Below are 14697 nucleotides of genomic sequence, written 5' to 3' on the forward strand. Positions count from 1 at the left end.
CCGAGAACTCAAAGTTCTCGGTTAAAAAAAACTATTTAGTTTTTCCCTTTGTAGTTACATTATATAGCAATGTCACAAAATAAGTCAATTACTTTCTTAACAAATTTATAATCTTCTACTAAAATTTTATTCTTTTCGTACTTATCTTTATTCCTTATAACTCTAGTTTCAAAAAATTCTTTTATCTCTTTAAATCTATTTATCTTTATTTCATCACTTTTAACATTTAATTTAAAAGCATAAAGCAAACAAATAAAATCATGTATAAATAAATTTCTTAACTTTCTTTTTATAAAAATTCCATTGTATTCATCTAAATTATCTTTTAAAAATTTATATATATCATCGAGATAATACTCCCTCTTGTCTGGGAGATTGTGAATAAGGCAATTACTGTGTGCAGATGCATTTCTAATATCTCTCACACGAAATAAAATATCACAATTTGCAAAATTATTTTCATAATTCTCTACATAAAACTTTATAAATTTCACTAAAGTACCAAATGATATGACTTCGACAAAGGTCCAAATTGGATAATTCGGATGTGTAAACTTACTTAATAGATTTCCAACATAACCTTGTACTCGTCTTCTATATAATTCTTGCCTAATATTATATCCTGTATCTCCCTGGTTATTTCCTAAACTATCCAAGAACTCTAAGGTAAGATTTATATCGTCTAGACCATTGTTTTCTATTGATTTGAGTAAATTTACTTTTAAAGAATGCTCTAAATTTAAAGTCGTTTTTAAGATTAAAAATTTAAGATGCATATCAATAGTAGCTAAATCTTTTAGATGAAAAAAGTCTAAGTCTTTATATTTCCCATTTTCATCTTTTTTAAAATTATGTCTATATGATGAAACTTTTACATAATAATTATGCTCTTCTAAATAATTAATGGCTTGCTCCCTGCTAACTCCGCAAAATTCAACACCCTTATCATTAAGTTTATTAACAAGCTCTATTGAGTTGAGCAATAAAATCACCCTCTTAAATTAAATTTCTTATAACAAAAATTATAACACAAAGAATTATTAGCTAACTCCTTAAAATATCTTAAATAAGTCTTTCTTTTTAAAAAAATATTTAAAATTAATTTTAGAGCAAAAAGAAAAAGCCATCCATAAACATGAATGACTTGAAAGTTTGGTGGAGGCGGTGGGAGTCGAACCCACGTCCGAAGACCTCTTACAGAAAGATTCTCCGAGTGCAGACTCCTCTTAAATTTCCCCTGCATTACTAGAGTGTCAAACTCATACAGAGTATCGCCATTAACCCCCTCTGCTATGGCGCATCACAGAGTTCGTTGCCCGCTAATTTGAAACCCGGTTACAGTTCGCGGTGTCTGGCCGGATTGCTACCTAATTAGGCAGCTAGTGCGAAATTATTTTCGTCGTTTATTTTTTATAGACCATTTTTACGTTGTGTGATCCATCAACGACTCGCTACTTAAAGCTCAAAATCCCCGTCGAAACCATTTTCGCCCCCATATTTAGTTAGACTAAAATTATACTAAAGTTCCCTTATTTTGTCAATTTTAGTCCGCTTAATACCTCTCCTGTCTTATTCTTTTTCTCTTCTTCTTGGCAAACTTAAATCTCAAAAATTTCTTCCAGATAAAATATCCAATCATTGAGCCAAATACATTTAACATTAAATCGTCAATATCAACAGACCTTCCTATAAAAAATTGTATAAATTCAACAAAAAAAGATGTGCAAACAGATATAAGAAATATGCGGGAAAATTTTCTCGTCTTCGGAAAAATTTCTGCTATCAAAATACCAAAGGGCACAAAAATTATAATATTGCCAACAATATTTATTATTGTATGAAGAAAACCTGAGTATATTATGTAATTTTTTATAGTCCTAAAGGGAATTAAATTTACTCCCCAAGCTCCTGCTGTTATTCTGTCTTTAAAGTTTCCCACGAAGTCAAAATTTTCATTGGTCAAATTAATTCCCGAGTTAGAAATATAAGAATTTGGCATAAAGAGCATTATAACTAAGAAGGCAATGTAACCAGCAAAGAGACTAAGTAGAAATTCTCTAAAGCCATTAGAATTTATTTTTCTGTGGGAGAAAAATTTTACTCTCACAAGTGAAAAAACAACAAAAGTAAATATAAAGGCGGGTATAGTCCTTGCCGCAAAAAATAAAAATAATCTCATATATTTTTTAGCTCTATTAAATTTGTTATGGAATATTTATTTTCATCCACAATCTTTTGCCAAGTGTCCTTTGAGTGCTCATCGTAAATGCCCACAGTTTCTAGTCCTGCACTTTTTGCGGTCCTTAGGGCAATATAGGAATCGTCTACTAAAAGTACCTCCTTTGCTTCTTCCTTTAATTCAGAAATAATTGTAGTGAAAAATTTTTCGTCAGCCTTTATACGACCAACTGAATCTGCTGTGTATAGACCTTCAATATATTTGTCCATGCCATATTTTTTTATGATTATATCAGCAAAAGGCTTTGCAGTTGATGTTCCAATAACGATTTTTTTGTCCTCATCCTTAAAATATTTTAAAATTTCAAGGGCATTATCCTTTAAGTCAACCTTGTTGGCATAAAAATCTTTTACTGTATAACTAAAGCCAGCATAAAGTTCTTCAAAACTTTCACTTAAATTATAATAGTCTTTTAAATATCTAAGTGAAGTGTTTAGGCTCATTGTGGTCATCTTATGTTGCACATGATTTTCTACATCTATGCCCTTTCCTTTCATGAAGTCGCGAGTTACACTTCTCCAATATCCCATAGAATCCACCAGTGTTCCATCTAGATCAAATATAATAGCTCTCATGTTACCCCCTATCTTTTTATAATACTTATATTTTAGTTGTAAAGTTTTTATAAATCAACTATAATAGTCTTCTAAGGCAATTTTTTGAAAAATTTTTTAAAAAAGCTTTGACAAATATTTATTTCATGTTATAATAATATCTGTTCGAAAATTAAATATAAAGAATATAAATTTCTTGTAAAATTTTCATTACGTCGGGGTGTAGCGCAGTTTGGTAGCGCACGTGGTTTGGGACCATGGGGCCGGGGGTTCGAATCCTCTCACCCCGACCAATTTTTATTTATTTTTACATTTCTTTACAAATGGCTAAAAATACAAATATTAAGCATGTACTTTAATTACTGAGTACATGCTTTTTTACATGTTTTTACACCTTTTTACTGTTGCGTTACCAACTCGTTGCCAACTTTTATAACTCTTCTACCTACCTAAATGCCTTTATTTGGTTAGGACTTAAAAAATATTTTTTTTATTTCTACATAAAAATAAAGCCCAGGTTTAAAACCCAGGCTCAATAAAATCATTTTTCTTTCAAATCTTCTGTATTAATAATATTGGTTACATCTCCGCCGACTCTTTTCCCATCTACATAGCTTTCTCCTAGTACATAAGAAATCATAGCTCCAAATGCCATTATTATTGTTGTTATTTGTTCAATGCTGCCTTGATCAAATTTTAAAAATGCTAAAACCGCACTTACTAATGCAATTAAAAGCACCCAAAATTTTCTACTTGTAAATTTTCTAATAAAATCTTCTCTTTTCATAAGATTCTCCTCATCATTGATTGGAATTTTTTTCTGTTAGTTTGTCCACTACTCTATCAAGTAAAGAAAAAACTTCTCCTCTTGTTATAGTGTCATCAAATCTTTTTTCATGGATTTCAATCCCTTTTTCATTCAAGTTCTTAAAAGATTTTTCTGCCCAATGTTCTTTTTTATTTTCCATTTTATTCACCTTAATATTTCTTATTTCGTTTACATAGTTTAAAAGCTTTCTGCCATAATCATTTGATGGAGCCCATCTGCCACCTAAGTCCTCTACATATTTGCAAGTGCCAAATAAATAGGCAAAATGTCGTGGATCCAAAGTATTGGATTTAGGATAGCCTTTAGCACCTGCATATAAAGCTAAGTGATCTAAATGGGCACTAATTCCATCTTCCCATGTTGCAAATCTTTTGTGGGCTGAAGCTTGATAATCTCCACCGCCTTGAGTTACCTTCAAACCGCATGGATTATGATAACTAGCATCTATCCCTGCAGCTGATTTAATTTTGTATAAAAAGCCTGTTTCGTGTGCCATTTGTGCAAATGCAATTACCGGATTTATTCCAATAATATTGGATAATCTCCAGTAAGTATAAGCAAGCCCAATAAATTCTTTGTCATTATTTTTTGTTTTTGCCCACTCTTTAATTTGCTCCAAAGTTGCACTAGGTTTGCTTAAAATTGGTGTCCTAGTGCTTTTTACTACTCCAAAATATTTTGCAATAACTTTTGCTGTTGCTCCAGCTACTTTGTCTAAATTATCCACATATTTTTTACAATCCGAATAATTATCATGAAAGGCATGCTCAATTATAAAATTGTGCTTTGCAAGACCATTTCTTAATACTCCATAATAATTGGATCCTGATTTACTTTTTCGATACTTAGTTCCTCGGTTATTAGTTCCAATTGCTGTTGATATTGCCGTACATAGTTTATCTGTAAGGTTTTTGATGCTTTCTTTTGGGTTAGTTGAGTCCCAAATTTCAGTTCCTGTGGCTGAACCCCCACCAGCGTTTGAATGTAAGCTAATTAATAGGTCATAACCTTTTGCCTTTTGACCTCTTTGAGCCAGGCTTGGATTATCAAATCGGTTGATTCTCGTATTTCCAACTATAAATCCATAGTCTTCTAGTGCTTTTTTTAGCTTCAATGAATAGATATAATTACAGTCCCCCTCGTTACAAAATTCAAAGCCCGGAATGCTTTTAAAACCTCTATTATGGAAAGCCCCTGCTCCATGTCCAGGGTCTAACATTATTTTTACCATGTCATCAACTCCTTTCATTTAATGCATAATAAAAGGCAGCTTATTGCCGCCTTATTTCCTAATTTCATCTAAAATTTTTTCTACTTTGTCGTCATGTTTGTCTAGTTTTTTGTGGAGCTCTCTATTATAATAATCAACTTTGTTTACTGTATCAGCGACAATTCTGTTAGTTGTTGCAACCTCTTTTGTAGCTTCAGATAGTTTATCTATTGCAGTATTTAATAGTTGATTATCCAATATCAGCTGCTTAAGAGTATCAGTTATTTCCTTCATCTCTTGGCTTCTTCTCTTGTCGTTTTGCACTATCGTGTAAACAAAAACTCCTAAGAAAACAATTATTATCGTCCCTGCAACTCCTACTGCTAAATATATCTCCTCTATTGTTTTGTATTCCATGCGGTCACCTCTTTTGTTTGATTTTTAAAATAATTATCTTGCTCTCTTAATTTATTTTTCCCAAATAAATTAATTCCTATTTCCATTTATTTATACCTCCTATTCAATATTATTAGCTACAATATTATTTGTTCCTCCATCGTAAATACCTTTACCATAGCATCGATTAGCTAAAATAATACACTTTTTAGAATCTCTTGTACAAACAATATCTTGATTCGCACTAGATTTTAGACTACATCCTATCAAACTAATTTCCGATGCTTCAATATAAAATGCTTCCGCACTAGATATTACTGTACAGTTTATAAATTTATTATCTTTATTTTTAATCCAAAAACATGGTGAGTTTGAACCATTTTTACCTTTACAATCCGCTAAACTAATCCCTGAGCCTTGAATATTAAATGCGGTGGTTATAGCTGTAGTACCTGAACAGTTTGATAATGAATGATTTGAGCCTTGAATATTAAATGCAGGGGCATTATGTGTAATTACGGTACAATTTAATAAACGATGATTTGAACCTTGAATATTAAATCCTCGCATGTTAGTTGAAGGCGTATCAATATTATATATTTTGCAATTATTCGTGTTTTCAAAAACCTTAACCGCATAGTTATCTTTTAAAGTAATTTGAAAGTTTTTCAAAATGATATTAGAATTTAAAATTCTAATAAGTTCTACAGTAGTAGACTTAAAAGTTTTTTCTAATTTTGTAGATTCTCCATAGCCTGAAAGAGTGATATTATCTTTATTTAAATTAATACTTTTATCATTTTTTTCTATAAAATTACCCTCGGTAAGTTGAATTTTTCCACCATAAGTTGGTAATTTTTCAATAAAACCATTAATAATATCACAAGGACTTTCATTTTCTTGAATTACATAATCGGCTCCTGTTTTTGAATTTTCTGATGAATCATAATTAGCTATTACAAAAGTTGCAGACCTTGAAGATGAAATATTTTTAAATTCAGCTCCACCAGTTGTTTTAGTCAATACTTGGTTTTCTTTTCCATCGGGCAACTCAAATTTTTTATTCCAACTTCGTTTTTCAGTGTCTGTTACTGTTTTATGATTTCCATCTTCTTCCATTTCTGAAAGTTTAGTTTTTATGTCTTTTTTCATAGCATAGTCACTTAAATCTTGCTTAGGTGATAACTTTTCAATCGCTTGTTTTGTCGCCTGTGGTGTCATGTATTTTGTGTTGTCTACACCACTTTCAGCTTCTGTTTGGCTTGCTTTTGATAGCTGGCTATTTTGTAATTCTGCTATATCCTTTTTAATTTGTGTGTCATTGTATTTGGTATCGGTCGCACTAATTCTTCCATTAGTGATTTTGATGTTACTTCCTGCTGTTAAGCTATCTTGTTTGCCTGTATTTAATTTTTCAATGTTATCTTTAATTTGTTGATAGTCAAAATTTGTAAAGTTTCTTGCAATTGCTGTTGTCTTTTCCCATCTCTTAGCAGGTCCTTCAATAGCTCTTTGAACTTCAAGTCCACCATCAGATCTCTTTGATTTAATTAGAATTGTTTCTGCATTCTGATCTGTTCCTAGAACTGCTAAATTAGGAAGACTTCCAAATACTGAACTATCTGCTACATAAATTATTGTTGCATCTGCAGCTAAATTTTGTGTTAAGTATGTTTCGGGTGAATTGACCACTCCATCATACATTTTATTTAAATTTACCATTTAATAATCACCGCCCCCTCTGGAATTTGTGAATAGTTGTATAAATAAGCTTGCGTTTATTCTCGTCAAAGTATCTGGCATTATTTCAACTGTATGCCATGTTCCCCTTTGAATTTTGCCGCCGTCATCTTTGCTTAAATATGGTATTAAATTTACTTCAGTATCTTTGGTATAAACCATTTGGCCATCAATCTTTAAATAACAATACCTAGCCTTGCTGCCTTCATAAATCCCATAATCTATTTCATGCTTATGGTCGGGCAAAATAAAAGTGTGCTTATGCGACTTTATATTTAATTGGTGGGTATGTGATCTAATATTTACGCTGTGGCTATGTTCTGGAATGTTTACACTGTGGCTATGTTGAGGAACATTTACACTGTGTTCATGATAAGTAGTATGCCAAAATGAACTAGTATTACCTATCTTTCCACCATTGTTGTTGTAAACATCTAGACTTAATTGGCTTCCTTGTACATGTTCAGCCCCGTGTGTAGTTGCATAGTCGCCACCACCTGAACCTGTTGATGTATAATCTCCGCCGCCTGACCCTGTTGATGTATAATCTCCACCGCCGCTTTCTGTGGAAGTATAATCTCCGCCGCCTGATTCTGTAGTAGATACATCTGCTCCACCACCTTTTGTGGCTCTTGAATATGCTCTAAATTGTTCTATCGTGTAATTTAAGATTAATTTATTTATCCTGGCCATCTCATTTGGAATATAAAACCTTAGTGTCGCTGGATATTTGGGATCACAGTTATCTACAAAAGCCATCTGCATTAGATTAGTAGCACCTTGACTGTAGGTGTCATTTATCCTGGCTCTTTCTTGTATTTCTGAAATAGAACCTGTGATGTCCTTCTTTTTATTTGCTATCTCTATTTCAATATCAAATGGATTACCTCTTATGTCATTTTTCCTTACGCTTACTATTGGGACTTTCAAATTAATGTTATCTTCAGTGTCTCTTATTAATACATAATCCCCTGGCATAAATTTAGGGTACTTTTTACTATCTTTAATTGATAAATCTACTGCTTGAATTTTATATGATATATAAGGCTCTGCAAGACCATCTAAAATTGACCTTGCATATTCCATTAATGTAACCGGTGCTTCAAATCTTCTGTCTACTAGAATAGATTGCTTAAGCCCATATTTACCTACATTCTTTTCTAAATAAGCCCTGCCATTATTTACTGAAGTAATATCCAGTTGATTATCTCCCTCGCCATATCCCAAAGCATAAAGCCTAGTTACAATATTTGTTGGATCCACTGTCTTTTCTATATTTTGCATATTTTTTCTATATTGGATATCCGCCCTATAATTATTATTTAATTTTTTCAAATTTATAGTCCATGGGTATGAAGTAGTGTCCCAAGTCCATTTATAATTTTCATTGAATGGCTTCGGAACTGAAAATAATGCTGCAAGTAAATTTTCATTCTCCCATTTATATTCGAACTGGCGACTGAAATCACACTCAACTAGCTGCCATCTTTTTGTTGACTGCTTGTCTAAAATGTATCTCAACACTTGCCCTGTATATACTCCCAAATTGCCTATTTGGTGGTATTTAAAAAGTACATCATCAATAAGCGTTGCTAAAACATGTTCGCAACTATATTCAATATAAGATGTTTCTTCTGTAGTCAATATTGTAGGCAGTATTCTAAATAGATCTATCCTGTCATTCCCATCAAATAATTCTACATAATTAAATGGCTGGCAGTATTTTGTCTTTGCATCATCTCTTGGCAATTTAAAGCTACAAGTCCATAATTCATTTAGTTTTAACTCATAACCTATTTCGTATGCATTCTGTAGAAAAGCGAGTTTATTCATTTCTGAATCATAAATCTTAATGTTATATTTTCTCACTATAACCACCTATCCTTCCAATAGGTGTCAATGCTTACACTACCTGCTCCAACCGCATCAATTTTTATGTCATTTGCCCCTGGTAAGAAGTCAAAGAAATCGCCTTCTTCTGTTAAAAGGTGTATTGCGTTTTCTCCATTTATAGTTGCTGTTAGGTCGCATGTATTTATTTCTATTTCTTGCCCAGGTCTTAATACAAATCCTTTGATTTCTATATATTCTTCACCTAATAGGGATCCAATTCCTTCTGCTTCAAAAGTGATTTCTGAATTTAGGTCCTCAATTAAAATTATTGAAGTAGCCACTGCTGATGCATCAAAATTAATTTCTAATCCTGCAGTTTCTTTTAACTTTATTTCTAATATTGAAATAGCTGATGCTTCATAATCAACAGTAGCTCCAACCTTTTCTAATTCTTTTTGAATTAAAATATCTTCTACTTTTGTAAAATAATTTATTTCTGAATTAGCTGTTAAGGTTATGTTATTGTTACTTTTAACATTGAATTTTCCAATATTAAATTTTCCTGTGTTATATGCTCCCATTTGAGCACCGCCTTTATCCTACTGAAACGGACAAATTGCCGACTTCAATAATAAATTTATTACCCTCTGTAATTTCTATTGGTCTATTGAAAGCTCCATAAACTATAAGATTTCCACCATCTTTAGCATCTTTTATTCCAAAATAAGCAACTTCACCCCATCCATTAGTTGATGTAGGGAATTCAATCCTTTCTGTATTAGTAGATACTGCCCTATCAGACTGTTGTGTTGGTTGACCAAAGTTAATAGGTTGCCTTGTATATCCGCCACCAACTACTTCAGCCCCTGTATCTCCATCTGTGGGATTAATTTTATATAATGCTATAAATAATTGTGTAGGCCTTGCTACTGTTTGACCTCTTAGAAAATAATTTATAGTCGCATCTTCCAAATAGTTACTTGCTTTACTCATTAAATTACCACCTTTCTAGTTATCCTTAGTGATGTAATATTACTATCTCCAGTATTTTTTATAATGAAAGTTCCGCATGTCTTAACATTGCCTTTGTTTTCTATGTTTATATTTGTTGTTTTGCTTCCTGATTTTAAAATTCGATTTAGATCCCTTGAAACTGCAAATGGCTGGCACTCAAATTCTATGGATATAGTTCCTCTTGGTTGCAATTCTAGTTGCTCAATTCCAATAGCACTATAGACTGATGCTTCATACGCTTTTTCTTTTTCATCATCAAAAATTAAAAGACCACTTCCTGTAAGCCATCCTGCCAAATCCCTTATTTTATATCTAAGCTCTTCAAACTTATCTATATAAAGAACTCCTATAATGCCTGTTATATGCCTTTTTTCATATTCCTGGGATTCAAGCTCCAAAGTTCCTGACCTACCTAAAATTGTGAATTCTTTTCTTCGCCTTTCTGGGAGGACTGTCCTATCTACCGATCTAAATCCTATGTTAAATTCTGACGAGTGCCTGCCCTTAAAATTAAAACCTATCATATAGTAGCAAGCCCCCTTCCTCTATTATTTCTTTTTTCTAGCCTATAAAGTTCTTCAGCAATTCTCTTGATGTCATTGTCATTTCTTACATTCATTTCTTTGATTATTATTTGTCTTCCTGATTCAATTGAATTTTCATTAATTACATCTGCAACTATTTTCTTCAAGTCGTCTAAAGCTCCTACAAACTCAGGTCTTTTTTCTCCAACACCAATTATTGATGGGCTCTTAAAAATACCACCCTTGTCATACCAATCTACGCTTAAATGTGGTACTGATGGAGGTTTCAAAGAAAAGGATCCAGTAATTTTAAAATGTGGTAACTTTATTTTAGGAAATGGCAATGTAATGTTTAATAATGACTTCATTCTCTCTATTGCTTTACCAACTAAATCTCTAGCTTGGTTTATAGGCTTTTCTATAGCTTGTTTAACTGCATTCCATGTTGATGTTGTAGCACTCTTTATTCCATTCCAAACTTCTGTAATTTTGGTTTTTATTGAGTTAAATGCTTCAGTAGCTGTTGATTTAATGCCATTCCAAACTTCTGACAAACTACTCTTTATTCCATTCCAAATTTCAGTAGTCTTTGATTTCGCATCATTCCAAACTTCGGTTATTTTTGTTTTTACTGCATTAAATATTTCAGTTGCCTTGGTCTTAAATGATTCCCAAATTGGTAATAATGCTGACTTTATGCCATTCCATACTTCGGTTGTTTTGGATTTAATTCCATTCCATACTTCCGTAATCTTGGCTTTAATAGCATTAAATACTTCTGTAGCTTTTGATTTCAAAGCTTCCCAAATAGGTTGGATTACACTCTTTATTGCATTCCATGTTGCTACTGCATTAGCTTTTATGCCTTCCCATATTCCTTTAAAAAAGGTTACTAGACCATCAAATATAGTCTTTGCTGTTGCTATAAAAACTTGCCATGCAAGTATAATAGGTGTTGAAATAGCAATCCAAGCTACATTAAATATTTCCTTGATTGCTTCCCAAATGAATTGAAAAACTGTAACTAATCCTTCCCAAATTGGCTGTACTCCTGCTATAAAGCTTTGCCATAATCCACTTAGAGTGGTTGTTATTGCTGCCCATATTGTAGACCATGACTCACTTACACTAGTCCATAAGGTAGAAAAGAATTGAGTTATCCCTTGCCAAATGACGCTTGCTGATTCTTTTATGCTATTCCATGTATTAATCAAAAATTCTTTAATTGTACTCCAATTTTTTATAATGAAAGGAATTAGAATTGTCGCAGCTGCTGTTATTATTGCCACTATTGGATGTGCTTGTATTAGCCCTAATAATCCTACAAAAGCTGTTTTAATTACACCAAATACTTTTGCAAGCCCCAGCATTGCTGGAGTTGCTCCTGCTGTAGCTCCGCCCATGGCTGCTAAAGCTCCACTAACTGTGCCTATTACTGTTGCTATTTTGGATATTATTATTAATACTGGACCAATTGCCGCTGCAAAAGTTGCTATTACAACACCAATTTTTACAAGTGCAGGGTCGGCTGCTGCAATTTTATCTGCCAAATTTCCTATGCCATCTACAAGTTTTTCTATATATGGCATTAGTACAGTGCCTATTGTTATTCCTGCATCTGTCAACTTGTTCTTGAACATATCCATCTTGGCACCAAAGGATTCATATCTTTTTTCTGCTTCATTTGCTAATGCTACATTTTCTGAAAATGCACCAGTCGCTATGTCAAAAGCTGATCCTAAAAGATCCCCTGCACCGGCAAGCCTATTTAATGTATCAGTTTCTCTTATGCCTGTGATTCCTAAATCTGATAGAACACCATTTACATCTCCGCCACTTTTTACAACTTCTTGAAGCCCTGAAATAAAGGCTTCTAAGGCTTCAGTTGGTTTTGTTCTCCAAACTTCTGAAAATTCTTCTGCTGACATTCCTGCTACTTGTGCAAATCCATCCAAAGATACCGTGGACTTCATCAAATCTTTAGCCAGTTCTTTTGCGTATTTTGGAACTATACCTAATCTATTAGCCATGTTTTCGGCTGATTTACCGCCTGCCTCCATAGCTGTACAAAATTCTGCTGCAGTAATACCTGTTGCACCTGATATATTTTGTTCAAAATCTTTTATTTTTTCACTTGACCCAACTACCGCTGAATTAATTTTCTTTAAAGTAGTAGACATGGCACTACCGCCAGCTTCAGCTTCTATACCTACTGAAGACATAGCTGCTGCAAGACCCATTATTTCGGCTTCCGTTAATCCTACTTGGTTACCTGTACCTGCTAATCTAGTTCCCATAGAAACAATATCTTTTTCTGTGGTAGCCATATTATTTCCTAGATCTACAACTACTGACCCTAATTTGTCAAATTCTGTTTGTGGCATTTGTGTAATATTCGCAAATTTAGCAAATGCTGTTGCGGCTTCATCTGCGGTTAGGTTTGTAGTTTCTCCTAGGTCAATCATGGTTTTTGTAAAGCCTAAAATATTCTCTTTATGAATCCCTAGTTGCCCTGCTGCTTCTGCTACTCCTGCAATTTCTACAGCTGATGCTGGCATCTCCTTAGCCATATCTCTTATACTATTTGACATAGCTGCAAACTCTTGATCAGTCATATCAACTGTTTTTGCAACTCCGACCATGGCTGTATCAAAATCAGCTGCAAATTTTGTAACAACACCTGCTCCTGCTACTAATGGTGCTGTAATTGTTTTTGACATTTTGCTTCCAATTTTGCCAGTAGTTTCACCAATTTTCATTGATGCATCTCTAATTCCTAGAAGTGTTTGATTTGTTTTATTAGCTTGTGCTTCTAGTGACTTTAACTGGTTTTCCGTCTTCATTATTTCCCTTGTCAATGCATCATATTGAGCTTGTGAAATATCTCCACGAGAAAGTGCGGCACTCGCTTGTTCCTGTGCTGTCTTTAATGTTTCAAGCTTCTTTTTGGTGTTCTCTATGGATTCTGCCAGTACTCTTTGTTTCTGACTTGCAAGCTCCGCATTCCCTGGATTGAATTTCATTGATGTTCCAATATCTTTTAGTTGTTTTCCTAGGTCTCTTGCACTGGAATTTACACCTTTCAAGGCTTTTTCTAGCTTGGTTGTATCTCCACCAATTTCAATAGTTATGCCTTTTATAGTTCCTGCCATATCCTCACCCCCTTAGAAATTATCAAAATCTTTTTGGCTCGCCTTTCTTACCTTGTCTTTGTCTTCATCTTCATTACTATAATTTGCATTATTATAGGCGATGCAGTAGTCTACTACATCGCCTATTGTCATACTTTTAAAATCTGATAAAGTTAATCCTCTTGTAAGAGCTCCTGCCATTAATTCTGAAAAGTCTACTGGTTTTCCTTTTCCGCCTTCGGTATCTTTACTATGTCCTCTAATTTTTTTTTACTAATTAGAGAAGGCAAAATTATTTCCCATAATTCTTTTAGAATATCAATTACTGGAAATTCATTGAACTGGCTATACCATTTTATTGGCTCATCAATCCCTGGATCCGCCATCTTGGCAAGGGACCAAATAAAATTATTTACATCTACCATTTCTAGGCTGTAGATATTTTCTAATACCTCACCAATAGTTGATGGCACTATTGCTTCTTGGTTTGCCCTAGTATATAAATCATCTAGCCCTTTTAAAGCTTCTGATACTAATGGCATTATTACAGTTAAAATGTCATAGCCAAATTGATTTTTAAAAATGTTGGCAAAGTAAGCATTAGTTGAAAACTTTACTTCTTTGCCATCAATATTTATTGTTTTAATCATTATCCTTGAGCTCCTGTTTCTGGTGTTACTTTGTAAGGAGTTGTAAAGAATGTATCATATCCTGTTTGTCCTTTTTCTAATCTTGCTTTTACATAGCCTGTATCAGCTGCAGGTGCTGTTGAAATGTTAATAGAATCTGTTTGAGGTTCCGTCTTATCTTCTGTAGTTGCACCTTCAATATTTGGTCTTGATGATGAGCAGTTATAAAAGATATGTCTTGTTTGTGTTACATCTCCATCAAATTCAAAGGCCATTGCATAATTCTTTGCCTTGCTTGAATTCGATTCAACTATTGCTCCATTTTTATCTTTCAAATATCCTAGTATTTGAACTTCAAATTCTTCTGGGATTAATGCAATTTCTAATTCGCCTTCATATCCATTGTTAGAATATTGGTTCCAATAGATCATGTCATCTGCGTAAAATGGATTGCTATCTCCTGATGCTTCTAGTGATAATGAAACAGCTCCTGGAACTTTTATTACTTCTGCATAAGTTATTTTTTCTGATGTTGCTTCTGTTATTGGCCATACATGAACATTTTTAAGACCAAATTTAACCTTATTTTTTGCCATTA

The 14697-nt window shown here is 33.2% G+C and carries 15 protein-coding genes, 1 tRNA gene and 1 other RNA gene; 1 reads left to right on the forward strand and 16 read right to left on the reverse strand.

The annotated features are described in order from the left end of the window. Positions 1-59: 59 nt before the first annotated feature. The 4 genes from PTSHG_RS06515 to PTSHG_RS06525 all read right to left on the reverse strand — a co-directional run bounded on the left by PTSHG_RS06515 (position 60) and on the right by PTSHG_RS06525 (position 2814). A complete protein-coding gene (locus PTSHG_RS06515; protein ID WP_019108087.1) occupies positions 60-983 on the reverse strand; it encodes an Abi family protein in 924 nt (307 codons plus the stop codon). A 170-nt stretch (positions 984-1153) separates the two neighbouring features. Next, positions 1154-1494: a transfer-messenger RNA gene (gene ssrA / locus PTSHG_RS09665) on the reverse strand. Between the two features lie 58 nt (positions 1495-1552). Beyond that, positions 1553-2179 (reverse strand): VanZ family protein, encoded by a 627-nt coding sequence (locus tag PTSHG_RS06520; RefSeq protein WP_019108088.1) that lies wholly within the window; start codon positions 2177-2179, stop codon positions 1553-1555. Beyond that, positions 2176-2814: an HAD family hydrolase gene (locus PTSHG_RS06525; RefSeq protein ID WP_019108089.1), complete on the reverse strand. Its 639-nt coding sequence runs from the start codon at positions 2812-2814 to the stop codon at positions 2176-2178. The genes PTSHG_RS06520 and PTSHG_RS06525 overlap by 4 nt, the downstream gene beginning before the upstream one ends. A gap of 195 nt (positions 2815-3009) precedes the next feature. Between PTSHG_RS06525 and PTSHG_RS06530 the strand changes: the two genes are divergently transcribed. Continuing rightward, positions 3010-3086: transfer RNA gene (locus tag PTSHG_RS06530), tRNA-Pro, on the forward strand. 248 nt (positions 3087-3334) lie between these two features. Here PTSHG_RS06530 and PTSHG_RS06535 read toward each other — a convergent pair. The 12 genes from PTSHG_RS06535 to PTSHG_RS06595 all read right to left on the reverse strand — a co-directional run bounded on the left by PTSHG_RS06535 (position 3335) and on the right by PTSHG_RS06595 (position 14695). After that, the gene (locus PTSHG_RS06535; RefSeq protein WP_019108090.1) at positions 3335-3580 is read right to left on the reverse strand and encodes a hypothetical protein; all 246 of its coding nucleotides are present in this window, start codon (positions 3578-3580) and stop codon (positions 3335-3337) included. A gap of 13 nt (positions 3581-3593) precedes the next feature. Then, the gene (locus tag PTSHG_RS06540; RefSeq protein WP_019108091.1) at positions 3594-4853 is read right to left on the reverse strand and encodes an N-acetylmuramoyl-L-alanine amidase; all 1260 of its coding nucleotides are present in this window, start codon (positions 4851-4853) and stop codon (positions 3594-3596) included. Between the two features lie 51 nt (positions 4854-4904). Next, entirely contained in the window at positions 4905-5249 is a 345-nt protein-coding gene (locus tag PTSHG_RS06545; protein ID WP_019108092.1) for a hypothetical protein, read from the reverse strand. A 99-nt stretch (positions 5250-5348) separates the two neighbouring features. Continuing rightward, positions 5349-6950, reverse strand: a complete 1602-nt coding sequence (locus PTSHG_RS06555) for a hypothetical protein (RefSeq protein WP_019108094.1) — start codon at positions 6948-6950, stop codon at positions 5349-5351. Beyond that, positions 6951-8837 (reverse strand): phage tail spike protein, encoded by a 1887-nt coding sequence (locus tag PTSHG_RS06560; RefSeq protein WP_019108095.1) that lies wholly within the window; start codon positions 8835-8837, stop codon positions 6951-6953. It abuts the gene before it with no gap. Beyond that, positions 8837-9382 carry a phage distal tail protein gene (locus PTSHG_RS06565; RefSeq protein WP_019108096.1) on the reverse strand — a complete coding sequence of 182 codons (546 nt, stop codon included), beginning with the start codon at positions 9380-9382 and terminating at the stop codon, positions 8837-8839. The genes PTSHG_RS06560 and PTSHG_RS06565 overlap by 1 nt, the downstream gene beginning before the upstream one ends. A gap of 13 nt (positions 9383-9395) precedes the next feature. Beyond that, a complete protein-coding gene (locus PTSHG_RS09320) occupies positions 9396-9794 on the reverse strand; it encodes a phage tail fiber protein (protein ID WP_019108097.1) in 399 nt (132 codons plus the stop codon). Beyond that, positions 9794-10339 carry a distal tail protein Dit gene (locus PTSHG_RS06575; RefSeq protein WP_019108098.1) on the reverse strand — a complete coding sequence of 182 codons (546 nt, stop codon included), beginning with the start codon at positions 10337-10339 and terminating at the stop codon, positions 9794-9796. The genes PTSHG_RS09320 and PTSHG_RS06575 overlap by 1 nt, the downstream gene beginning before the upstream one ends. After that, positions 10336-13491, reverse strand: coding sequence for a phage tail tape measure protein (locus PTSHG_RS06580; RefSeq protein ID WP_019108099.1), 3156 nt, complete (start codon positions 13489-13491; stop codon positions 10336-10338). Before PTSHG_RS06580 ends, PTSHG_RS06575 begins: the two co-directional genes overlap by 4 nt. A gap of 12 nt (positions 13492-13503) precedes the next feature. Further along, entirely contained in the window at positions 13504-13671 is a 168-nt protein-coding gene (locus PTSHG_RS09820) for a hypothetical protein (protein WP_019108100.1), read from the reverse strand. 14 nt (positions 13672-13685) lie between these two features. After that, complete coding sequence (locus PTSHG_RS09325) at positions 13686-14120, reverse strand: hypothetical protein (RefSeq protein ID WP_019108101.1); 435 nt, start codon at positions 14118-14120, stop codon at positions 13686-13688. Further along, positions 14120-14695, reverse strand: a complete 576-nt coding sequence (locus PTSHG_RS06595; RefSeq protein ID WP_019108102.1) for a major tail protein — start codon at positions 14693-14695, stop codon at positions 14120-14122. Before PTSHG_RS06595 ends, PTSHG_RS09325 begins: the two co-directional genes overlap by 1 nt. Positions 14696-14697: the final 2 nt, after the last annotated feature.

The sequence above is a fragment of the Peptoniphilus senegalensis JC140 genome (assembly GCF_000321025.1).
In the GTDB taxonomy this organism is placed as follows: Bacteria; Bacillota; Clostridia; order Tissierellales; family Peptoniphilaceae; genus Peptoniphilus_A; species Peptoniphilus_A senegalensis.